The organism is Streptomyces cyslabdanicus, from assembly GCF_052663305.1.
Window position 1 is genome coordinate 18,724 of record NZ_JBQRUW010000078.1, and the last position, 22,601, is coordinate 41,324.

Consider the following 22,601-nt stretch of genomic DNA (forward strand, 5'->3'; position numbering starts at 1 on the left):
CGTCGCGGTGGCGGGCGTCGTCGACCATCAGCTGGTAGCACGCCACGCTGGAGGCGTCAGCGGGTGCCACCGAGATCCTGGTGACCGGCCGGACCGTGCTGTTCATCGACTTCTCCCGCACCCTGTCCGACGCACTGCTGCCCTTCCTGGGGCTGGTCGCCGGCCTGGCCTTCCTGCTGCTGCTGCTCCTGGTGTTCCGCTCGATCCTGGTGCCGCTCAGGGCCGCCCTCGGATTCCTGCTCTCGGTCAGCGCGGCGCTGGCGCGATGGTCGCGGTGTTCCAACTGGGCCGGGGTGCCGACGTCTTCGGTATCGAGCAGCCCGGTCCGATCATGACGACGATGCCGATCTTCATGATCGGTGTGGTCTTCGGCCTCGCCATGGACTACGCCAAGCACCGCGACGGCCCGGCGCGTCAGTTCCCGACCTGCCTCGGTGCGCAGCGTCGCCGATCCGCCGTACGAGCTCGACGCGCGGTGCGCCTGCGGGCGCGGTCTGCGGGCCTACGGCGGCGGGGACGGGTGCCGGCGGTCACCGACACCGTGCAGTGGTGTGCGCCCGCCGCGGCGACGTGGCCAACTCCCTTGCGGACGCGACCGGTCTGCGGGTGAAGGCGCCGGACGGCATCGCCGCCAGCGGCACGCTGGACCTGGTGGTCGAGACGGTCGCGCGACGGGCCGGAACGGTCAATCTGGGCACTGTGCTACCGGTCTACCTGGACGCTAAGGTCGGCCCCGTGCTGCGGCGCGTGGAGGCGACGGCGCCGGGAGAGCGGGTGCACGCCCCGTTCACGGTCCGGGTGGCACCGGGCGCGACCCCGCAGGCGTACTCCTTCTGCCCGTACACGGTGCAGGATCTCGGGATCACGGCGGCGCGGGTGCACGTCACGGTGCGCCCGGCACCGGACACGGGCACACGCACGGACACCAACGCCTCGTTGGCAGCGGCCGGAATGGAGCGCACGACAGTATGAACATCACGGACAGCGCGACGGATACCCCGGCCGGCGGGCGCTCCTGGGCGCCTCTGAGGCACCGGCCGTTCCGGCACCTGGCGGCCGGACGTCTGCTGGTGTACTTCGCCAACGCGATGGCCCCGGTCGCGCTGGCGTTCGCCGTCCTCGACGCCACGGGACGGGCCACCGACCTGGGCATCGTGGTGGGGGCGCGTTCGCTGGCGAACGTGGCTCTGCTGCTGCTCGGCGGGGTGGTGGCGGACCGGGTGCGACGCACCCTCGTCCTGCAGGGTTCGGCGCTCGGCGCGTCGGCGGTCCAGGCGGCCATCGCCCTGAGCGTGCTCCTGGACGCCACGTCCATCCCGCTGCTCGTGCTGCTCAGCGTCCTCAACGGCGCGCTCGCCGCCCTGTCCCTGCCCGCCTCCGCCGCGCTCACCCCGCAGACCGTGCCGGGCGATCTGATCCGTCCGGCCAACGCGGTGATGCGTATGGGCACCAACCTCGGTGCGATCGCCGGATCGTCGCTCGCGGGCGTCGTCGCCGCGGTGTTCGGCCCCGGCTGGGGACTTTTGGGCAATGCGGTGGCGTTCGTCGGGGCCGCGGTGTGCTTCTTCGGCGTGAAGCCGAAGGACGAGAGGCCTGCCGCCCCGGCTGAGCGGACCCGCCCGCTGCGTGAACTGCGGGAGGGCTGGCAGGAGTTCACCGCCCGCCGCTGGGTGTGGATCGTGGTGGCGCAGTTCATGGTGGTCAACGCGGTCATCGCGGGCGGTGTGCAGGTGCTCGGGCCGATCGTCGCCGACGCCACGTTCGGGCGCGGTGTGTGGGGCGCGGTGCTGGCCGCGCAGATGGCGGGGGCGGTCGCCGGCGGTGTCCTCGCCGCTCGCTCCCGGGCCCGGCACGCGCTGCTCATCGGCGTCGCGCTGGTGGCGGTCGAGTCGCTTCCCCTGGTGGTGCTCGCCGAGGCACCGGGCGCCCTGCTGCTGGGCGTCGCGATGTTCGCGAACGGCGTCGCCCTCGAACAGTTCGGCGTGGCCTGGGACGTGTCGCTGCAGGAGAACATCCCGGCGGACCGGCTGGCGCGGGTGTACTCCTACGACGCGCTCGGCTCGTTCGTGGCCTTGCCGCTGGGCGAGATGACCGCGGGCCCGGTCGCCGCGCACTTCGGAGTGCGCGCCACGCTCCTCGCGGGCGCCGTGCTGGTCGTCCTCGCGACGGCGGGGGCCCTGTGCAGCCGGCAGGTACGTGCCCTGACGACGGGCCGGCCTGTCGCGTTGGCCCCGCAGACGGCAGCGGGCGAGCGGACGACGGCCGCGGCGGCCACGCGGTGACCCGTCCTGTGGCGGTTGCCGTGGGACGGGTCCAGGGTGGGGCGTGACGCCCGGTCGCCTACCGCACGATCTCAGGAGCTGCGGGCGAAGTGGGCGTCGATGTCGCCCACGCTGGTGGCCGGGTCGGCCACCAGCGTGGACAGTTCGCCGTCGGTGTGATGGCGGGTGGCGACGGCGGGGCACCGGCGGCAGGCGGCGACGCCGGCCTGTCCCCCCACTCGCCTGCTCCCTCGTGGGCCCGCAGTCGTTCACCCCGGTGAGTGCCTCCAACAGCTTCTGGCGCTACGTCGGACTCGACCGCCCCTGCTGGATCGACGTCGAACGGGTGGCCTTCGAGAGCGGCAGCACGGTGACGGTGGAGGTCGTCGGGCGCCAGGACGGGCACAACGTCTTCTCCTCGACGCTGACGGGACGCGTGGACTGAGACAAGTCGCGCGGTCGCCCGACACGCACGGACAGGGCGGCGTACTCCGACGTGAGGTCGGGGTACGCCGCCCTGTCCATGGACAGCCGCGGGCCGGGGCCCGCGCTGTCGCGGTGGTTACTTCGGGTCCTTGTTGAACGTCGAGGCCGACCAGAAGTAGCCGAGAGCCGCGAGGCCGAGGCTCCAGCCGACGGCGAGCCAGCCGTTGTGGCCGATGTCGGTGCCCAGCAGGAGTCCGCGCAGGGTCTCGATGGCGGGAGTGAACGGCTGGTACTCGGCGATGGGCTGGAACCAGCCCGGCATCGAGTCGAGCGGCACGAACGCGCTGGAGATCATGGGCAGCAGGATCAGCGGCATCGCGTTGTTGCTGGCCGCCTCCGCGTTCGGGCTGACCAGGCCCATGCCGACAGCGATCCAGGTGAGCGCCAGAGCGAAGAGGACCAGCAGACCGAAGGCGGCGAGCCACTCCACAACGCCCGCGCCCGAGGAGCGGAAGCCCATCGCGACACCGACCGCGCCGACGAGGACCACGCTGATGATCGCCTGCAGGACGCTGCCGACGACGTGCCCGATGAGGACGCAGGCGCGGTGGATGGCCATGGTGCGAAAGCGGGCGATGATGCCCTCCGCCATGTCGCCGGAGACGGAGACCGCGGTGCCGATCGTGGTCGAGCCGATCGTCATGAGCAGGATGCCGGGGACGATGTAGGCGATGTAGGTGTCGCGGCCCGCGCCGCCACTGATGGCTCCGCCGAAGATGTAGACGAACAGCAGGAGCAGCATGACCGGCGTGAGCAGCAGGTTCAGGGTGAGCGAGGGGTAGCGCCGCGCGTGCAGGAGGTTGCGGCGCAGCATGGTGGACGAGTCACGGACGGCGAGGGAGAGGGAGCTCATCGCGCAGCCTCCATCGGCTGGTCGGTACGGGCGGGCCGGGCGGGGGCGTCGGTGAGGGCGAAGAAGACGTCGTCGAGGTCGGGGGTGTGCACGGTGAGTTCGTCGGCTTCGACGCCGGCGAGGTCGAGCCGGTCCAGAACAAAGCGCAGCGCGCGCTGGCTGCCGTCGCTGGGGACCTGGAGCGAGAGGGCGTCGTCGTCGCGGGTGGCGGTGTCCAGGGCCGAGGCGGCGCTTTGGTAGGCGGCCGGGTCGGCGAACCGCAGCCGCACGTGTCCGCCCGGGATCAGCCGCTTGAGTTCGTCGGCCGTGCCCTGCGCGGCGATCTTTCCGTTGTTCAGCACCGCGATCCGGTCGGCGAGTTCGTCGGCCTCCTGAAGGTACTGCGTGGTCAAGAAGACCGTGACGCCGCCGGTGACAAGTTCGCGGATGATCTGCCACATGTTGTGGCGCGAGCGCGGGTCGAGGCCGGTGGTCGGCTCGTCCAGGAAGATGATCCTGGGGCCGCCGACCAGGGTCATGGCGATGTCGAGGCGGCGCTTCATGCCGCCGGAGTAGGTCGAGGCGGGCTTCTTCGAGGCCTCCACCAGGTCGAAGCGTTCCAGCAGTTCGGCGGTGACCCGACGGCCCTCGCGCTTGGACAGGTGGTGCAGGTCGGCCATCAGGAGCATGTTCTCCTCCCCCGTGATCAGCCCGTCCACGGCGGAGAACTGGCCGGTCACCCCGATCGCCGCACGCACGGCCTGTGCCCGGGCCGTGAGGTCGTGGCCGGCGATCTGCGCCTGTCCTTGGTCGGCGCTGATCAGTGTGGAGAGGATCTTGACGGCGGTGGTCTTGCCCGCGCCGTTCGGGCCGAGCAGGGAGAAGATCGTTCCCTCGGGCACGGACAGGTCGATGCCGTCGAGAACCACCTTGTCACCGTACGACTTGCGCACACCGCGCGCGGCGACAGCCAGGTTCGTCATGAGCGGTACTCCTTCTTGTGGCCGCAGGCGGTCAGAGGCTGCGGGCGGTGATGTCGCCGTGGGCGGTGGTGGCGTGGACGGTGAGGGCGGCATCGGCGCCCTGGGTGCCCAGCAGGCTGTTGGTGACGCGGCCGTAGGTGGTGCCGGCGTCGAGGACGGTGGAGGTGCCGCGGGCGGTGGTGACGGCGATGTCGCCCTGCTCGGTGCGCAGGGTGAGGGTGCCGCCGACCGCTTCGGTGACCGTCAGATCGCCCTTGTGGGTGGCGAGGTGGGCGGTGCCGTCCAGGCGGCCGAGAGTGATGTCCCCGGCGGCGAGGGTCAGGCGCGCGCTCGCGGCCTCGTCCACCTCGACCGAGCCCTGGGCGCCCTCGAAGGTGACGTCGTCGAGGCGTCCGACGGCGCAAAACTCGCCGCTGGCCGCCCTGGCCTGGACGCGGGAGCCGGCGGGCAACTGGACGGTGACCTCGACAGAGCCAAAGTTCCCGAGGACGCGGTGCGTGTCGGGGACCGCGATGTGCAGCACACCGTCGTCGTAGGCGATCCGAACCTGCTCGGCGGCCTTCACGTCGCGGCCCTTGGAGGCGTCGGCGGGCAGGACCTCGACCGTGGTGTCGGCGCGGTCGGCGGCGATGAGCTGGATACGGCCGGCGGGGATGTCCAGGACGGTCGAGACCGGGGCGGGGGTAGCGAACTTCTGCATGGTTCTCTCCTTGCTCCTCGTTGCGAGCTCCACCATCCACCCGCTGTTTCTGACGATGGAAACGCTACGTTGCTTTCAAGTTTCGAGCAATATACTTGTTGCGCATGTTCGCCATTTATGCAGGTGAAGGTGATGAAATCGTTGCTCTGGCCTGTGATTTAACGCAACGAAGTGCACTTCGAACGTTGCAATGAATGAGGGTGAACGCTCTTCTCGCCATCCCGGCGCACCGGCGGTCACCACGCCGGTTCCGCGGTGCGCCCCCGCACCGGCGAGGCGGCGCCGGCAACCCGCTGGATCAGCCGGCGAGCCGCCCGCAGCAACGACGCCCCGCGAGCCGCCTGGCCCCGCTCCCGCAGCACGCGCGCGTCCTCGAACAGGCCCCGGGCAGTGTGTGCCATGAGCTCTCGGTCCACCGCGCACAACCGCCCGCGCGCACCGTCGGCCACCACCGCGAGCAGCGGGGCGGCGACCTCGGCCGGCGAGGCCCGTGCCGCGCGGAGCACGTGCGCGGCACGCAACCCGAGCCGGGCCCGGCCCGGTACACCGATGCCGGCGAGGACGGCGGCCCGCACCGCCGACTCCCTGCGACCCAGGCCATCCAGGAAGCCACACGCACACAGGACGGCCAGGCCGGGCAACACGCTGGACGCACCCCCCACCAAGGCGCCCAGGCAACTGCCGCCGCCCGGACGAACACCGAGGACAGCGAGCGCGTGCACGGTGGACATCACCTCAACGCCACAGCACCGCAGGCAGTCGGTAACCGCCCGCACGAACAACCCGTCGCAAGACGACTGCCAGAACACGGCGCCCTCCCCCAAAAACGCCCGCAAGAACAGCAGGCTGCCACCACTGAGACGGCGCAGGCACACCACCACCCTGGCCAACCTCGGCCCGCACACCAGACCCCGGCCCACAAGGACGCGCTCAACATCGGGTCTGTCCAACGAGCGGCAGGGTGGTTGGGTTACTGGCGGGCGGCTGAGAGCCGGCCGTCGAAGGTGATGTCGAAGGCGTTCAGTGCGGTCTTCCAGCGCATGGTCCAGCGGGCCTGGCCCTTGCCGGTGGGGTCGAGCGACATGACGGCCATGTAGACGCACTTCAACGTGGCCTGCTCGTTGGGGAAGTGTCCGCGGGCCTTGACCGCCCGGCGAATGCGGGCGTTGACCGACTCGATCGCGTTGGTGGTGCAGACGATGCGGCGGATCTCGGTGTCGAACCGCAGGAACGGAGTGAACTCCTCCCACGCGTTCTCCCACAGCTTCACGATCGCCGGATACTTCCGGCCCCAGGCGTCGGCGAACTCCGCGAACCGCTCCAGGGCGGCCTCCTCGGTCGGCGCCGTGTAGACGGGCTTGAGGAGCTTGGCGATCTTGTCCCAGTCCTGGCGGGCGGCATAGCGGAAGGAGTTCCGCAGCAGGTGGACCACACAGGTCTGCACGATCGTCTTGGGCCAGACCGTCTCCACTGCTCGGGCAGGCCCTTGAGCCCGTCGCAGACCAGCATCAGCACGTCGCCCACGCCGCGGTTCTTGATCTCGGTGAGGATGTGCAGCCAGCGCTTGGCGCCTTCGCCGCCGTCCCCGGCCCACAGGCCCAGGACCTCTCGCCGGCCCTCGAAGGTGACGGCCAGGGCCACGTAGATCGGCCGGTTGGCGACGGCGCCGTCGCGGATCTTGACGTGGATGGCGTCGATGAAGACCACCGGGTAGACGATGTCGAGAGGCCGGTTCTGCCATTCGGCCATGCCGTCCAGGACCTTGTCGGTGATGGTGGAGATGGTCTGCCGGGAGACCTCGGCGCCGTAGACCTCCGCGAGATGAGCCTGGACCTCACCGGTGGTCAGGCCCTTGGCGGCCAGCGAGATGACCATCTCGTCCACGCCAGTCAGGCGCTTCTGCCGCTTCTTGACGATCTTCGGCTCGAAGGAGCCGTCCCGGTCGCGGGGCACGGCTATCTCCACCGGTCCCACGTCGGTCAGCACCGTCTTGGAGCGTTTGCCGTTGCGGGAGTTGCCGCCGTCCTTGCCCGCCGGATCGTGCTTGTCATAGCCGAGATGGTCGGTCATTTCGCCCTCCAGGGCGGACTCCAGCAGCCGCTTGGTCAGCTGCTGCAGCAGCCCGCCCTCGCCGGTCAGCTGCAGGCCCTCGGCCCGGGCCCGGCTCACCAGCTCGTCGATCAGCTGGTCGTCCACGGCCTTCGCCGACACCGCCGCTGCCAACTCGGCAGCCTCGTGCTCGGCCACGTTCTCACTGGTCATCGATGCATCTTCCATGATCGGGAGTTACACCGAACGATTGGCTCTGTCCCGTAATCGGTGGTAGCGCTGTGTAGTGATCATTGGAGGAGGATGCGGTGGCGGAGCAGGGGGAACCCGGCTCGGCCGTGCATCTGCCTCATGATCCGCTTGGTTCGCGTGTTGACGCCCTCGGTGCGGCCGTTGTGGTAAGGGAGGGTGAGTCCGGCGTCGACGGCGGCGCGGTCGAGTTCGAGGCCGTTCGCGAAGGAGTGCAGGTGGGGCAGGTCGGCGGCGCGGACCGTGGTGATCCAGTCGGTGAGTTTGGCGTCGTTGCCTTCCGCTGGGGTCAGTAGCTGAGCGAACTCGCCGGTGAGGCGGGCGAGTTCGGTCATCTCGGGGCAGGCTGCGGTGAGTTCCCGCAGTAGTGCGGTGTCCTTGTTGCGCAGGTTCTCGGGGCGGGTGAGCAGGAGGCGGGCGAAGCGCTGCGGGGTGGTGACCGGCTTGTCGCCCTCGGCGCGGCCCTGGGTGATGTAGCGATAGAGCAGGTTGAGGCTCCCGGTGTAGCCCAGCTCCTTGATCTCCCGGAAGAGTCGGAGGACGGGGACGGCCGGGTCTTCCGCGCGGCGGGTGCGCAGGCGGTCGCGGTAGGGGTCGACGAGCGTGGGCTTGTAACGGGGTGCGCGGCGGTCGCCGGTGGGCTCCTTCATGCGGGCGTACCGCTTGACGGTGTTCAGGGCCACATCGAGGCGGCGGGCGCATTCGAGCAGGCCGACGCCCTGGTCGAGCAGATGGTGGACCCGCTGCCAGCGCTCGCGGGTGGTCTGCTCGCGTACGCCCCCGAGCCGGGCGGGGTTCACAGCGGTGGCCCAGCAGGTGGCGTGCGAGCGGACCTCGGCCAGGACCTTGCCGCACAGGTTGCTCCACAGGTGCCACCTGTCGCTGACCTGCACCGCTTCGGGGAGGGCCTGGCGGATCGCCTCGCCATAGGAGCCGGATCCGTCGCGGCAGACGTATTCGGCCCCGGGGTGCTCGCGCAGCCACGCGACCAGGGTCTGCGCGGTGCGGTCGGGCAGGACGTCGATCCGCTCGCCGGTCTCGGCGTCGATGATCACGGTGGCGTAGCGGTGCCGGCGCTTGAGGGCGAAGTCGTCGATGCCGAGCACGCGCGGGACGCGCAGCGGCGGTGCCGCCCTGCGCATGAGCATGCGCAGGGCGGTCGAGCGGGAGATCGCGCAGGCCAGCACGCGGGAGATGCGGGCGCCCGCCCGGCCCGCTAACTCCTTGACCACGGAGCCGAGTTGGTCGGCCAGGCGGTTGGTGCGACGCTGGTAGCGCTCCACGACGCCCGGAACCTGCTCACGGAAGGTCTGCCGCGGGCAGCCGAGCACCGGGCAGACCAGGCGCCGGACCCGCACCGACGCCACGACCCGCCGTCCGTCCACCGGCACGTCCGCGACCACCCGCCCGTGGAAGCCATGCACCCGCCCCGTCGGCTGCCCGCACACCGGGCACGGCACCGGATCGTCCCGGGTCCGCGCCGACACCCGGATGACCTCGCCCTCGTCCGTCACGCCCTCGACGACGAGGGCCGACAGCCCCGAAAACACCACACCCACAAGCTCATTGACATCTCTCACACCATGCCAACGACGACCGTCACCCTTCGTTACCACCGATTACGGGACAGAGCCGAACGATTTACAGTCCCGTTTCTGAAGCCCGGCATAGATCAGGATGGATCAGCAGGGCAAGATCAGGCGTATGGAAAGCGCACGGTTTGCAGAGCTGTTCGAACGGGGGCGGGACGCACTGCTGTCCGGGGACGTCCCACACCAGGAGCCGCCCCTGGAAGGTGGAGGACGCTGGGGTCTCACCGTGGTCCTGCGGCCGGACTCATCAGTGGCGCGACGAATGGAGCGCGTTAGTGCGGAGGCAATGGCTGTAGCAGGAGACTCACACTGGCCCACAGGTGCGTCGATCTCGTCACATTTCACTATCCGCACGCTGGAGCATTACCGGCCAAACGTCGCCAAGGACGACGAGCGGGTCATACGGTATCAGGCAGCACTGCGCCAGGCGTCCGACCGGGTGGGAGCCATCCGGCTGGAGCTGACAGGGCTGACTCTCACTCCCGCGAGTATCATGCTGTGCGCTTCTCCGTCAGACCACACCGTCGAACGGTTCGCCGGGTATCTGGCGGAGGAACTGGCGGATGACGCATGGTTCGAAGGCGGGTTCGACCGCGATATCTGGTACTCGAACTTGGTTCACTTCACCGGGCTTCCTGAGGATTCCCAGGCCCTTGTTGAGTGGGTAGCTGCCCGCCGGAGCCTGGACCTGGGGTCCAGCGTGCACACCTCCGCGGATCTGGTCGCCTGGACGTTCAATGATCGACAAATGGTGCCTGCAACTCTTGGGAGAGCGGAGCTGAGCGGGCCCCCCGGATCGCAGGTCGCGGTCGTCGATCAGGATTCGAACGAGAAGTGCGGCTGACTCGAGCCGGGCCGGGCAGGCCGGTCTGGGCTCAGCGGTTCGACTGACGGTCTTCCGCGGGGGCTGAGTACGTGTTACTTGGGTGGCTGGGCCAATGACGGCTCGCTGTCAGAGGGCTCGTCCACTCTCCGGCAAGTGACACACCAGCTGATAGATCCACGCACCCTCAAAGCCGCCATCCGTGATGCGCAGGAGGCTCTAGAGGTCTTTAACGGTGCGGGTTACCTCAGGGCTTCGGCGTAGTCAGCCCTGGTCCGATCTGTGACGGTTCGTTGACCGGTGGGCGTCCCGGAGACAGGACAGGCACGGATTTCCAAGATCATGGAGCTCTCTACGCCCCGTGACCTGCCTGGAAGACCGTGCCTGCCGACGCATCATTGCCGATTCCGCCTGCCCTTGACCAGCTCCGCGAGCAGCCCGGCGTCGGGCCCGGGGAGGTGGCGGGCCTGCTGGAACGGCTGGCCGAGGTGCCGGACCCACGGGACCCTCGCGGTGTGCGGCACGCGTTGGCCGTTGTTCTCGCCCTGGCCGCGTGCGCGGTGCTGGCGGGGGCGACTTCGCTGCTGGCGGTCGGCGAGTGGATCGCGGACGCGCCGCCCCAGGTGCTGGAACGGCTCGGTGTGCGCCCCGATCCGGTGCTGCCCAGGCGGCTGGTGCCGGCCGAGACGACGGCGCGCCGCCTGCTCGCGCGCGTCGACGGCGACGCCCTGGACCAGGCGGTGGGCGGCTGGCTCGCCGACCGCTGCCCCGCCGGCTCCGGGTTGCGCGGACTGTCCGTGGACGGCAAGTCCCTGCGCGGCGCGGCCAGGGCGAGGGGGCGGAAGATCCACCTTCTTGCGGCGGTGGAGCACAACACCGGCCTGGTCCTGGCCCAGCTCGACCTCGGCGAGAAGACCGGCGAGACCACCTGCTTCCAGCCGCTGTTGGACACCGTCGCCGACCTGGCCGGGACGGTCGTCACCAGCGACGCACTGCATACCCAGCGCGAGCACGCCGGCTACCTTCTGGGCCGCCGGGCCCACTACATCGCGATCGTCAAGGGCAATCAGAAGAAACTGCGCAAGCAGCTGAAGTCCCTCCCCTGGAAGGGCATCCCGCTCCAGGGCCGTACGCACGGCAGCGGCCACGGCCGCGCGGAGATCCGCCGAATCAAGGTCGCCACCGTGAACAACCTGCCCTTTCCCGGCGCCTGCCAGGCCGTCCAGATCAAGCGCCGCCGCACCGACCGCAAGACCGGCAAGACCACCATCACCACCGCCTACGCGGTGACCAGCCTGACCGCCGAGCAGGCCGCCCCCGCCCGGCTCGCACAGCTGGTCCGGGACCACTGGAAGATCGAGGCCCTGCACCACGTCCGCGACACCACCTTCGCCGAGGACGCCCCCCAACTGCGGACAGGCAATGCACCCCGGGCGATGACGACCTGGCGCAATCTCGCCACCGGCGCCATGCGGCTGGGCGGCGTCAAGAACATGGCCGCCGGCCTCCGCCCCAACGCACGCAACGCCTGCCGACCCCTCGCGTTCCTCGGCCTCGCATGATCACAAACCGGACGTCATCCAGTCTTTGCCGAAGCCCTGGGTCCGACGGCTGAGGTTCATCTACTCTGTCGTCATGGCATGCAGGGTATGTGGACTCGGTGGGCACAACAATCGCACATGTCCGGGTGAACACCCCACGCTTCCGAACTGTGGTAAGCCGACAGCCAACATGAGCGACTACTCCGAACGACACGACAGCGATTACTGCTCTCCGTTTACCTCCTCCGATTGCTGGGGTGAAGCGCGGTGACAGCGCTTGTCTGTACAGGCTGTGACGATCCCCTCGAGAACGCGACTGACTGGGACGACGAGTCTCAGATGTGCAGCGCTTGTTATGAAGTCAGCGGCGGCCCCATGTACTGCTGCGGCGTTATGTACGACGATGGCGAAGACACCTGCAGGAGTTGCGGCGACCCACTTTAAGAGACCGTTGTGCTCCAACATTGCGTCGCGGGCCTGCGACGCAACGCCCGCAATCCCCGATAGCCCCTCGCACTCCTCGGCCTCAGATGATCACAAACCGGACACAACGCGACTACGCCGAGGCCCTGCGGGTTACCTCGGGTCGTGACGGCGGTTGTGGTCTGCGCTATGCCGGGAGGGTGAGGTATCCCGATGGCGGTGGGCTGACGGCCGAGGAACGGTCTCGGCGTGAGCAAGTGCGGTTCGCAGCCGCCGATCTGATCGAGACCGGGGCCAGTGACCGGGAGGTGGCCCGGCGATTCAGGGTGAGCTACGTTGGATCAGCGCGCCGCGGGACCGCGCTCTTATCGATGAGCCTGCCGGACAGAATTGGCGATATTACGAGGCCCGAGCACCCATCTCGTCCCGAATTGGCTGGGGCGTCGGCGCGTTGCGGATGAAGATGAGGATGAGTACCGCCGCAATGAACTCCACGCCGGCGATCACGTACAGACCATCGGAATAGGAGCCAGTTGATGTCTTCACGCCGCTAAGGAATTGAGGCGCGAAGAAGCCTGCCAGGTTCGCTACGGAGTTGATGAGTGCCACACCCGCGACGAGGGCGGTCCCGGTCATGAAGCGCGGAGGCAGGTTCCAGAACACCGGAATCGATCCCATGGTCCCGGCCGCCGAGACTGCAAGCGCGAAGATAACGCCCGGCGCACTTCCGGTCTGCTGTGCGATGGCGGCCATGACGAGACCGAGAGCACCCAGGGCCGCAGCGCACGCGGCGTGCCAGCGCGACTCGCGACTGCGGTCGGACAGCCAGCCATTGATGATCATACCGAGCCAGCCGAAAGCGAAGATTCCCGACATGATCCAACCGACGGTGGTGATGTCGCTGTATCCGGTGGCTGCCACGAGGCTTGGTCCGTAGAAGGACAGCGTGGCGTTTCCGGTGATGATGCAGAACAACGAGAGGATGAGAACCCACACGGTCCGGGTGCGGAAGCTTGCCCAGAACTTGTGCTGGCGACCGCTGTGTTCGGCGGACTCCTTGGCCAACTCGTAGGCGATGTGGTCGCGCTCCTCTGAGTTGAGCCACTTGGCATTGCTCGGCTTGTCTGTCAGGACGAAGGCAGCGAGCACGCCGAGGATGATCGAGGGGGCACCTTCGATGATGAACAGCCACTGCCAGCCTGCGGTCCCGAGCAACCCGTCGGTGTACTTCATGACGTAGCCGGCCATGGGGCTACCCAGCAACAGAGAAAGCGGCGAAGCTGACATGAAGATGGCTATGGCTTTGCCCCGCCGCTGCGCCGGGAGCCAGAAGGTCAGGTACAGGATGACGCCGGGGTGCAGCCCAGCCTCAAAAGCCCCCTGCAAGAAGCGCAGGCCGTAGAAGTTCCACGGCTGAGTTACGAAGGCCATGAGCACCGATACCGCGCCCCACCCCAGGGCGATGCGCATGATCGTTTTGGGCGCTCCGATCTTTTGCAGCAGGAGGTTGCTGGGCACCTCGAACAGAAAGTAGCCCAGGAAGAAAATTCCCGCGCCCGCGCCGTAGATGGCATCGCTCCATTTGAGGTCGTCCATCATCGTGAGCTTTGCAAAACCGATGTTGACTCGGTCGATCCAGGCGATGACGTACACGAGAGTCACGAACGGGATGATCCGCAGAACGACCCGTCTGAATGTTCGGTCACGTTCTTCAACCGTCGCGGTCGTCTTCGGCAGCCCGGGGTCGGGGTGGGGCATCACTGCCTCCTAGGTTTCCGTGATGCGAGATGAAGATTTCGCTTGACGGAGCGTGACCGTAGGGCGCAGCCATGTTTGCCGTCAAGAGCTTGCGTCAAAACCTGACTTCATTGCGTGGCCTACTCGTGCGCGGTGGTCGGGGGTCGGACGCTTGGGCTGCTGACCTGCTAGAGCCGTACACACGAACCACCTGTAGCCTCCGGCTTGATCGAAGCCGGGCGGGACTGCACATCCTCGTCCAGGCGCTGCGGATCACATCGGCGTTGCCTGCGAGCCGAAGCCGTCTCGCACGCCGGCAGACCCCAGGGCCAAGGCAGTCGTGATGCGGTGGGCCCGCCGATCGAGGGCTGAGGGCAAGTGCCGGACCGCCCAACCGACCCCGTCCGGGCAACCGACCTTGTGGCGTACCGAAGTTCATGGTCGGCGCGGCGGCGCTCCTCGCCCTGACGTGCACGGAACGCGACGCCGCCAGGTGGCTCTTGGGCGAGCTCAAGCCCCTGCCTGCGACCTGCTCAAGTGCGCACGGACTCGACACCCGGGGTCAACTATTCGATGCTCGGGATCGGTTGGGATCCCGGAGGCGACCTGCTCGAGCATGCTGGCAACGACCTGTTCGGGCGGGCGGACCAGGGATGCGGTGCGCCACTTGTTCGCCGCCTTCGGCGCGGGGCGGGTATCGAATTCGGCCCACCACCGCGCACGCGGTACGACGGGGCTCCGGCCGCCGCACCCCCTCCTACGCGGATTCGGGCGACGATTCGGCGGGAGTCGACCCAGGTGCGGCGCACGTCCGGATGGGGATGCCGAAGGTCGCGCCGATGACCGTCACCGTTGCGCCGGCCGGAAGTACGGCACGGGGCCAAAGCGGCGATCAGCTTGGGCGAGAACCCGAGGGACACGCCGTACGTCCGGAACAGCAGGGACAGGGCGGGGATCTCGTGACGCCCGACCGTGTACACCACATCACCAGCCCGATAGCCGAGTTGGGCGCGCGGCGCCAGCTTCCGGCAGTCGTCGTCCAGCCGTTCGACCGACACCGTGAGTGCCCGGCCGGGGTCAGCCCTCGGCGGCGAGCGCCCCCGAACCCGTGGCCGACGATCTCACCGCGGCATCGGCCGAGTTGGGAGCCGGTCTGGCCCCGTTCAAGTGAGCCTCGCCGACGCAGGCACTTGGAAAAAATGGGATCCCATTCATTGACGGGACACCTCAGAGGTCCTAGCTTTATGGGATCCCAAGTAGGTACGGATTCGGCCTCCACATGGCCGGACCTGAGGCGCAGTCGGGAGACGACTCAAGCCAAGGTCCGCGGCTCATGCTCGTGCCCGGTGCGCAAAGGAGCTACGACGATGCACTACCGCTCGGACCCCGAACCTGTGAACATTCCCCTGGGTGAACCGTCCGCCTCGACGGCGACCCGAGGGACCATCCCGCCGCCGGTCACCGAGGCGCCGATCAACGATCAGCGCCGGGCGAACCTGCTCCTTGCCTCGACCATGGACCGGATCGGCACCAACCGGTGCCACAAGGTGATCCTCTCCATCGTCGTCATCGGTGCGTTCTTCGACGTCATCGAGCAGAACACGGTGGGCATCGTCGGACCCTCGCTCAAGGAGCAGTGGGGGATCTCGGCGACCGGGATCGGCCTCCTCGCATCGGCCACCTTCGGGGCGATGTACGCGGGCGCCGCCCTCGCGGGGTGGCTCAGCGACCTCAAGGGCCGCAAGACCATGTTCAACTTCAACCTGGCGCTCTACAGCCTGGGAGCCCTGGTCTGCGCCTTCGCCCCGAACTTCGCGGTGCTGGTCACGGGACGAGTCATCGTCGGCCTCGGTCTGGGCGGCGAGTTCGTCGTCGGCATGACCCTGCTCGCGGAAATGACCTCGACACAGTTCCGCAGCACAGCCCTCTCGCTCCTCCAGGTGGGCGCCGGCGGCCTCGGCAACCCCGCCGCCTACCTGTTCGGCCTCTTGACAGTCGGCATAGTGGGTCCGCACCTGCCCGAGTTCCTGGGCGGGCCGGACGCGAGCTGGCGATGGGTGTTCGCCCTGCTCTGTCTCCCGGCCCTGCTGATCCTCTACACCCGCCGCCACATGCCGGAGACACCGCGGTACCTCGTGTCCAAGGCACGGATCGAGGCCGCCAACAAGTCGCTCAGTGTCCTCGAATCGGGCCGGCTCAACCCGCGCGACCTCGTGGTGACCGACCACCTCCCCAGTGATCTCCAACTGACCGAGGAGAAGCCGCGCCTGACCGAGATCCTGCGCGGCAGGCTGGGGCGCAACTCGGCCGTACTCGGCTCCTGCACCGCCGCGCTCTTCGGCGCGCAGTTCGTCCTGCTCACCTTCTGGCCGACGATCCTGGTGGAACAGGGCTACGCCGTTGACACCAGCCTCGCCTTCACCATGATCATTTTCATCGGCGCGGTCACGGGGGCCATCTTCGCGTCATACCTCAACACCAGATGCCGCCGGCGCCCGACGGTGTTCGTCGCCGCCGCCCTGTCCTGCGCCTCGGCTATCGCGTTCCCCTTCCTCGCCCACGGCTCGACGGCCATCCTCATCCTCGGCTTCCTCTTCGAGTTCTTCTCCTGGTGGGCGAACTGCTCGATCTCCGCGTGGTGCCCGGAGCTCTACCCGACGCGCGTCCGCGCCCTGGGCATCGGCTGCATCTCCAACCTCGGCATGATCGGCGGCGCTCTGCTGCCGCCTCTCGCCGGCGCCCTCCTCGGCTCCCTGGGAGCCTCCGCCCTGCTGACGCTGGTAGCGGCCATGTGCGCGATCGTCCTCATCGCCGTTCCCTTCGGCCCGGAGACCTTCGGACACTCACTGGAGGAACTGCACGAGAGCTGAGCGCCGCGGACACCCGGCCCGCAGCTCGCCCCACACCCACCCACCTCGGCCATGAACGACCACAACCGGATTGGACGGAACATTGCGCATAGGTATTGACGGGCTCAAGATGCCCGAGTCGGCCAAGCGCGGGCCCATCGGAACTCTCACGCACGCCAAGGAGAACGGCCTCGAAGGTGTCTTCTTCCGCTCCGTCCTCGGCATCAGCCCCACCCTCGACCCGGCCGAGCTGCGGAACATCCGGGACCGCGCGGACGACATGGGGATGTACCTGGAGACCGGCCTCGGCAAGGTGAACCCGTTCGCCATCCCGGAGGCACCCGAGCTCCGGGCCGTCGGCGCCGGCGACACCCTCCTCGGGTTCCGCCGGATGATGGAGGCGTGCGCATCGATCGGCTGTTACGAGTTGTGGGCTTCGACGGCCAACGTCAAGCCGATGTTCCCCGGCCGCCTCGCCTGGGACCGCTTCCGAACCGACGTCACCTGGGAAGAACAACTCGTCGCCATCGAGCGCTTCCTGGGCCGGCTGGCACCGTACGCACGTGACCTCGGTGTCCGCATCAACCTTGAGACCCACGAGGAGATCACCTCCTTCGAGTTGGTTCGCCTTGTGGAAGCTGTCGGCCCGGATGTGGTCGGCATCACCTACGACACGGCCAACGCACTGCACCGCGTCGAACACCCGGTGTGGACGGCCCGCCGCGTGGCGCCGTACATCCAGCAGACCCACATCAAGGACGCCCACGTCGCGCACGGAGAGGACGGTCTGTACTACCAACTGCGACCCTGCGGCACGGGAGTTGTCGACTTCAGCGAGATCATCCCGATCATCACCGAGGCCAACCCGGCGGTGAACCTCACTCTGGAGAACTATGAGTCGTACGAGGACCGGCCCAGGAACCCCGAGAAGTGGCTGCTGGAGATCTACGACGAGGAATTCATCAGCGCCCACCCCGACCTGAGCACCAGCGAGTTCGCGGCCTATCTCAAGATGGTCCACGACTACGAGGCACGCATCGCTGCCGGCGAGCTGCCCAACCTCGACACCTACGCGGAACAGCCCTTCGGGTACGTCGAAACGGTCCGGTACATCACCGACAGCGCGGCCCATATTCGAGAGGTCTGCAACGCGGCCAAGGCCGCGCAGAACCCTGCCTAGCCCCATCAGTGGTCAGTCAATCAAGTCACTGCAAAATAAATCAGCTGAGTACCCATCACGCCATCAAGGGAGACACCACCATGACCGCTCTGTATGAGACGTTCGACGAAAGGTCGATGGACCTGCCCGACGAGCTGATCCGCGGGACGAGCGACGTACACGTCCACAGCGGACCCTGGCTGAAGTCCTGCCCCGGCCGTCTGGACCCGTTCGCGATCGCGGAGCAGGCCAAGGCCGCGGGGATGAAGTCGCTCGTGTTCCTCGACCACACGCTGGGGATCAGTAACGGCACCTCCATGCTCGTGAAGCGGCAGGTGCCCGGGATCGAGATCTTCGGCGGCATCATCATGACAAGTGTCCTCGGCGGCCTCAACCCGCGTGCTGTGAAGACCGCCCTGCACTACGGCGCCGGCGCGAAGTTCGTGCACTTCGGCGCGCACTGCACCCACTTCATGGCCAGCCACGAGGGCAGCTACGTCGACGGCAAGCCCGTCCCGTTCAAGGACCAGTACCCGAAGTTCGCCGAGGAGGAGCTGTCGCGGTCGATCCGGATCCCGCTGGAGGGCCCTGCCCCTGACGACCTCGCGGAGATCCTGGGTCTGATCGCGGAGCGCCCGGACGTCCACCTCAACACCGGGCACGTGTCGGTCGAGGAAGCCTTCCGCCTGGTGGAACTCGCCCAGGAAGCCGGGATCAGGAAGATCGTCGTGGCGCACCCCTGCCGTGGACGGATGTCGACCGAGCAGCAGAAGCAGCTCGCGGCCAAGGGCGTCATGCTCGAAGGCGCGGTGTCCGACTGGATGTTCCACCGCGGCCTGCCCCGGACGAACTACTACGTGGAACGCGAGTGGGCGGACGAGATCGCCGGCATCGCCAACGCGCCCGAGTTCAGCGGCATCATGCCGTGGGCGCGGCAGATCCGGGAGGTCGGCATCGAGCACTTCATCCTGGGCACCGACTACGGGATCCGCTCGGGCCCGACGCCGGTCGAGGGCATGCGGACCCTGATCAGTTCGCTGCTCGACCTCGAGTTCAAGCCGGACGAGATCAACACCATGATCAAGGACAACCCGGCCCAGCTGCTCGACCTGGAGCCGTGAGTCGGACCCAGGGCAGCCCGGCCCACGGTTCGACCGTGGGCCGGGCATGACGCGGAACATGTGAGTGCCTACAGGCGGCCGATGTGCGTACGACGCACGGGCACACTTCGAAAGGATCGATCCCTTGCACACCGGAACCCGGACCGTGCTCCTGGTCAACCCCAACACCAATCGTGGGACGACGTCGATGATGGTCGAGCTGGCGCGGGGCGAGCTGGCGCCCGCGGGTCTGGTGGTCGAGGGGATCACCGTCGAGCACGGCCCGTCGATGATCGTGGACCCGATCACGTTGGACGAGTCCGCGCAGCACGTCGTCGACGCGGTGCGGCGCCGGCTCGCCGCACCGATGGCGGCGGTGATAGTGGGAGCGATCGGGGATCCGGCGCGTGACCAGCTCGCCGCCGAGCTGGACGTGCCCGTGGTCGGGATCGGGCAGGCTTCGATCCTGGCGGCCGCAAGCGAGGGCCGCAGGTTCGCCATGGCGACCAGCACTCCGCTCCTGGCCGATTCCTTGACCAAGCTGGTCGAGCAGCACGACAGGTCCGAGGGGTTCACCGGGGTGCGTCTGACCGCCTCGGACCCGGTCGTGCTCGCGGCGTCCGCCGAGCAGCAGTACCTGGAGCTGGCTGCGGCGGTGCGGGCCTGCGTCGAGGAGGACGGGGCCGAAGCCGTGATCATCGCCGGTGGACCGCTGAGCGAGACGGCCCGCAGGCTGGCCGCACTCGACCTCGTCGAGATCATCGAGCCGGTGCCGTGCGCCGGCAGGTTGGTCGCCGACCTGGTGGGCGGGCCCGGCCCCATGAGCCCGATTCGGTCGGGCCTCGGTCCGGGAACCGTTGGCGTGCCCGTTCCCCGGCTTTAGACTGGCCGTTCCTGTAGCGGTCGGTTGAGCGAACGTGAGCTGAGTCCAGTGGCGATGTCGTCTTCGAAGTTGTACCGGAACAAGCTGCCGTTGCGTGACATCGTTGGCGAGAGCATCCGCAGCAGCATCTACGACGGCACGTTCGCGCCCGGGACGCGGTTGGTGGAGCAGGAGTTGGCGCAGCGCTACTCCGTCTCTCGGCTGCCGGTGCGCGAGGCACTGCGGGTGCTGCACAACGAGGGCCTCGTCGAGCACCTGCCGACGCGCGGCATGGTCGTGCGTACGTTGGACGAGCGGCAGGTGGCCGAGTTGTACGACCTCCGCGAGGTCCTTGAGGTTCTTGCCGCCCAACAGGCGAGCGAACGTGTGGCACAGGGCGCCGAGTGCGGTCTCGCGGCCGCGTTGCACAAGGCCAGCGAGGCCGCGGGAGCGGACGACGCGCCGGGTGTGCACGCGGCCAATTCCGACCTGCACCAGGAGATCACGGCGCTGGCCGACAACGTGCTGCTGGCCCAGACACTCGAGCCGATCGTCGGGCGGGTCGACTGGTTGCGCCGCGGCGTGGAGGATTTCGACGTGATCTTCGCCGAGCACGTGACCCTGACCGACGCCATCGCCGTTGGCGATGTCGAGGGGGCGGGTGAAGCGGCGCGCGCCCATGTGCGCGCGTCGCGCGAGCGCACGCTTTCGGGACTGTTCGGCTGACTGGCCCTCGGCGGGGTGTTCTCGGCCGCACGGCACCAGCGCTGCTGGGTTCACAGAAGCTGTAAAGAATCAACCTGTTGGCGTGTCGCTATCCGGTGGGACTGCGGCGAAGAGTTCGTCCGCGGTGCGGTAGCGGGTAGGTGCGGGGACAGGGGTGTGTCCTTCCTGCTGGAGGAGGGGGCGAGTTTCGCGGACGGCATTGCCGGTCGAGGATCGGCAGACGTCGCCGAGTGCCTCGGTGAGGACGTCGAGTGTGCACAGCTTCCGCATGTAGAGGATGGTCAGCAGGACGCGTTCACTGTTGCTGATCTTCTGGGGGAAGACGCCGCTGCGGGTACCGGGCTGGCGCGGGCCGCCGCGTCGTTGATGGCCGAGGCGCTCGGCCAGGGCGGTCTGCCGTGGAGCGAGCCGCTGGGTGAGCTGGTGCAGTTCGTCTCGGGTGAGACCAGTCAGCACGGGATGCGACAGCCGCTCGATGATCCCGTATCGGGCCGGTCGTTGATCGCTGTCCAGGAAGGTGAGCAGGGCATCGGTGGTGGGGAAGCGGACGGCGGCCACGCCGGGATCGTGATCGTGGTCTTCGAGGACTTCGCGGGTCTCCTTGACGTGGTCGGCGATGCAGGTGGCGGTGACCTCCAGCAGGTCGGCGAGCACGTTCAAGGAGCACACCTGGCGCTGGTAGAGGAGTGTCAGCAGCAGGCGGGCGGCATCATCGAACAGGGGCTTGCTGCCTCGCAGCTTGCCAGTCGCGCGGCGGGCCCGGCCGCCGCGTTGTTCGCTGTATCGCTGGTGGGCGCGGGCGGCCTGCGCCGGAGCCAGGGCGGTGGCGAGTTCCTCAAGCCGTGCGCTGCTCAGGCCGGTCAGCCGCTCATCGGCCAGGCGGTGCAACATGGCCTGGCGGCGCCGGGCGGGGCCGCCCGCCTCGCCGACGGGAGCCGGGGCGGCAGCGTCGGAGGCGTCTTGAGGGTGGAGGGTGTAGTTCCAGGTGCTATGGACGGCATGCCGTTCCAGCGGTAGGGCCTGGAAACGCTCTTTGCTAATGGCGATGCCGGTGGGGTAGTCATCGGTATCGAGGACGGCTTCGACGCGCAGACCGCCGCGGGTGCGGGTCGCTGCGATCGTCTTGACGACCACTTCGTGGCTGGTCAGCGGGCGCCCACGCCAGTTGTGGGTGATGTGCGAGAACAGCCGGTGCTCAATCTTGTTCCACTTCGAGGTACCCGGAGGAAAGTGACACACCGTGATGCTCAGGCCCGTCTCTGCGGCCAGGGCGGCCAGTTCACTCTTCCAGACCCGGTAGCGGTAGCCGTTGGAGCCTCCTGCGTCCGAGGTGATCAGCAGCCGGGTGGCGTGGGGGTAGTCGAGGCTGCCTCGTGATTGCCACCAGCGGCGGATCGACTCCACGGCGAAGACGGAGGTGTCGTGGTCGACGCCGACGTTGACCCAGCCTGTGTTGCGGGTGATGTCGTAGATCCCGTACGGGATCGCCTGCTGCACATCCGGGCCGCTGAAGAAGAAGTGGTGGTCCTCGACCTGAACCGGCTCGCCCTTCGGGCGCCACTCCCGCCCAGCCATCGGCAGCCGCCCGATCTGCTCCCGCTTCTTCGTGTCCACGCTGATCATCGGCTCGCCGTCGGCCTGGTGCTGCTTGACCTGCTCGTTGATGTAGCGGAACTGAGCATCCCGGTCCGGGTGCTGGGCGCCTTCGAGGGTCTTGACGTTCGCCTGCAGACTGAAGCCCTCCTGCCGCAGCAGCCGGCCCACCGTCGGCGCGGACACCGGGTGCCCCTGCCTGCTCAGCTCTTCGGCCAGATTGCGCAGGGACTTCGTCGTCCACCGCAACGGAGATTCCGGATCACCCCGCTCGTCCGGCTCGACCAGCCCCAGCAACGCCTTCAACAGTGCAGGATCGATCTCTTCGGCCCGCTTGCGGCCACCACCCGGCGCACGGATACGACCGCTGGGCAACCCGGCACCCGCATCGAGTTCCGACACTCCCCGGCGCACGGTGGTCTCGCTGACCTCGGCGATCCGCGCCACCGTGCGTATGCCGCCGTGCCCGAGCAGCCGGGCCTCCGTCGCCAGGGCCAGTCGCCGCTGTCTCTCGTTCAGATGCGGCAACAACACGGCGAATCTGCAACGGAGTTGGGAGCAGACATCCTCTGGAACCGCCATACCAAGGCAACGAGCCCACAGACGAGAAGCAACACCTTGATTCTTTACAGCTTC

Annotated in this window: 18 protein-coding genes and 3 pseudogenes; 12 read left to right on the forward strand and 9 right to left on the reverse strand. The window is 68.2% G+C overall.

Features of this window, described 5'->3' with window-relative positions:
• Positions 1–50: 50 nt before the first annotated feature.
• The 3 genes and pseudogenes from ACTYVM_RS35935 to ACTYVM_RS35945 form a co-directional block, all read left to right on the forward strand.
• Positions 51–388, forward strand: a pseudogene (locus ACTYVM_RS35935) (MMPL family transporter); the annotation flags it as partial.
• Between the two features lie 161 nt (positions 389–549).
• Complete coding sequence (locus tag ACTYVM_RS35940; RefSeq protein ID WP_445529517.1) at positions 550–972, forward strand: hypothetical protein; 423 nt, start codon at positions 550–552, stop codon at positions 970–972.
• Positions 969–2,282, forward strand: coding sequence for an MFS transporter (locus ACTYVM_RS35945; protein ID WP_445529477.1), 1,314 nt, complete (start codon positions 969–971; stop codon positions 2,280–2,282). Before ACTYVM_RS35940 ends, ACTYVM_RS35945 begins: the two co-directional genes overlap by 4 nt.
• A 71-nt stretch (positions 2,283–2,353) precedes the next feature.
• Here ACTYVM_RS35945 and ACTYVM_RS35950 read toward each other — a convergent pair whose 3' ends face one another.
• Positions 2,354–2,500: a hypothetical protein gene (locus ACTYVM_RS35950; protein WP_445529476.1), complete on the reverse strand. Its 147-nt coding sequence runs from the start codon at positions 2,498–2,500 to the stop codon at positions 2,354–2,356.
• A gap of 14 nt (positions 2,501–2,514) precedes the next feature.
• Here ACTYVM_RS35950 and ACTYVM_RS35955 point away from each other — a divergent pair, with 14 nt between their 5' ends.
• Positions 2,515–2,706, forward strand: coding sequence for a hotdog family protein (locus tag ACTYVM_RS35955; protein ID WP_445529475.1), 192 nt, complete (start codon positions 2,515–2,517; stop codon positions 2,704–2,706).
• Positions 2,707–2,823: 117 nt separating this feature from the next.
• Here the strand turns inward: ACTYVM_RS35955 and ACTYVM_RS35960 are convergent, their stop codons facing one another.
• The 6 genes and pseudogenes from ACTYVM_RS35960 to ACTYVM_RS35985 form a co-directional block, all read right to left on the reverse strand.
• Positions 2,824–3,600: an ABC transporter permease gene (locus ACTYVM_RS35960; protein ID WP_445529474.1), complete on the reverse strand. Its 777-nt coding sequence runs from the start codon at positions 3,598–3,600 to the stop codon at positions 2,824–2,826.
• On the reverse strand, positions 3,597–4,562 hold the full coding sequence (locus ACTYVM_RS35965; protein WP_445529473.1) for an ATP-binding cassette domain-containing protein: 966 nt from the start codon (positions 4,560–4,562) through the stop codon (positions 3,597–3,599). The genes ACTYVM_RS35960 and ACTYVM_RS35965 overlap by 4 nt, the downstream gene beginning before the upstream one ends.
• A gap of 31 nt (positions 4,563–4,593) precedes the next feature.
• A complete protein-coding gene (locus ACTYVM_RS35970) occupies positions 4,594–5,262 on the reverse strand; it encodes a DUF4097 family beta strand repeat-containing protein (protein ID WP_445529472.1) in 669 nt (222 codons plus the stop codon).
• 236 nt (positions 5,263–5,498) lie between these two features.
• A complete protein-coding gene (locus tag ACTYVM_RS35975; RefSeq protein WP_445529471.1) occupies positions 5,499–5,837 on the reverse strand; it encodes a hypothetical protein in 339 nt (112 codons plus the stop codon).
• Positions 5,838–6,232: 395 nt separating this feature from the next.
• A pseudogene (locus ACTYVM_RS35980) lies at positions 6,233–7,524 on the reverse strand (IS256 family transposase).
• Between the two features lie 77 nt (positions 7,525–7,601).
• Positions 7,602–9,140, reverse strand: coding sequence for an ISL3 family transposase (locus ACTYVM_RS35985; protein WP_445529962.1), 1,539 nt, complete (start codon positions 9,138–9,140; stop codon positions 7,602–7,604).
• A 298-nt stretch (positions 9,141–9,438) separates the two neighbouring features.
• On the opposite strand from ACTYVM_RS35985, the gene ACTYVM_RS35990 reads away from it, so the two are divergent.
• The 3 genes and pseudogenes from ACTYVM_RS35990 to ACTYVM_RS36000 form a co-directional block, all read left to right on the forward strand.
• Entirely contained in the window at positions 9,439–9,996 is a 558-nt protein-coding gene (locus ACTYVM_RS35990) for a hypothetical protein (protein ID WP_445529963.1), read from the forward strand.
• Between the two features lie 437 nt (positions 9,997–10,433).
• Positions 10,434–11,537: an ISAs1 family transposase gene (locus ACTYVM_RS35995; RefSeq protein WP_445529971.1), complete on the forward strand. Its 1,104-nt coding sequence runs from the start codon at positions 10,434–10,436 to the stop codon at positions 11,535–11,537.
• Between the two features lie 602 nt (positions 11,538–12,139).
• Positions 12,140–12,310 (forward strand): annotated as a pseudogene (locus ACTYVM_RS36000) (IS630 family transposase); the annotation flags it as partial.
• A gap of 28 nt (positions 12,311–12,338) precedes the next feature.
• Here ACTYVM_RS36000 and ACTYVM_RS36005 read toward each other — a convergent pair.
• Entirely contained in the window at positions 12,339–13,697 is a 1,359-nt protein-coding gene (locus ACTYVM_RS36005) for an MFS transporter (protein ID WP_445529964.1), read from the reverse strand.
• 1,346 nt (positions 13,698–15,043) lie between these two features.
• Between ACTYVM_RS36005 and ACTYVM_RS36010 the strand changes: the two genes are divergently transcribed.
• The 5 genes from ACTYVM_RS36010 (at position 15,044) to ACTYVM_RS36030 (ending at position 20,372) form a co-directional block, all read left to right on the forward strand.
• Positions 15,044–16,546, forward strand: a complete 1,503-nt coding sequence (locus ACTYVM_RS36010) for an MFS transporter (protein ID WP_445529965.1) — start codon at positions 15,044–15,046, stop codon at positions 16,544–16,546.
• 82 nt (positions 16,547–16,628) lie between these two features.
• Positions 16,629–17,705 (forward strand): sugar phosphate isomerase/epimerase family protein, encoded by a 1,077-nt coding sequence (locus ACTYVM_RS36015; RefSeq protein WP_445529966.1) that lies wholly within the window; start codon positions 16,629–16,631, stop codon positions 17,703–17,705.
• A gap of 80 nt (positions 17,706–17,785) precedes the next feature.
• Entirely contained in the window at positions 17,786–18,805 is a 1,020-nt protein-coding gene (locus ACTYVM_RS36020; protein WP_445529967.1) for a DUF6282 family protein, read from the forward strand.
• A 124-nt stretch (positions 18,806–18,929) separates the two neighbouring features.
• Positions 18,930–19,667, forward strand: coding sequence for an aspartate/glutamate racemase family protein (locus ACTYVM_RS36025; protein ID WP_445529968.1), 738 nt, complete (start codon positions 18,930–18,932; stop codon positions 19,665–19,667).
• A 54-nt stretch (positions 19,668–19,721) separates the two neighbouring features.
• Complete coding sequence (locus tag ACTYVM_RS36030; RefSeq protein WP_445529969.1) at positions 19,722–20,372, forward strand: GntR family transcriptional regulator; 651 nt, start codon at positions 19,722–19,724, stop codon at positions 20,370–20,372.
• 69 nt (positions 20,373–20,441) lie between these two features.
• Here the strand turns inward: ACTYVM_RS36030 and ACTYVM_RS36035 are convergent, their stop codons facing one another.
• Positions 20,442–22,547, reverse strand: a complete 2,106-nt coding sequence (locus ACTYVM_RS36035; protein WP_445527459.1) for an ISAzo13 family transposase — start codon at positions 22,545–22,547, stop codon at positions 20,442–20,444.
• Between the last annotated feature and the right edge of the window lie 54 nt (positions 22,548–22,601).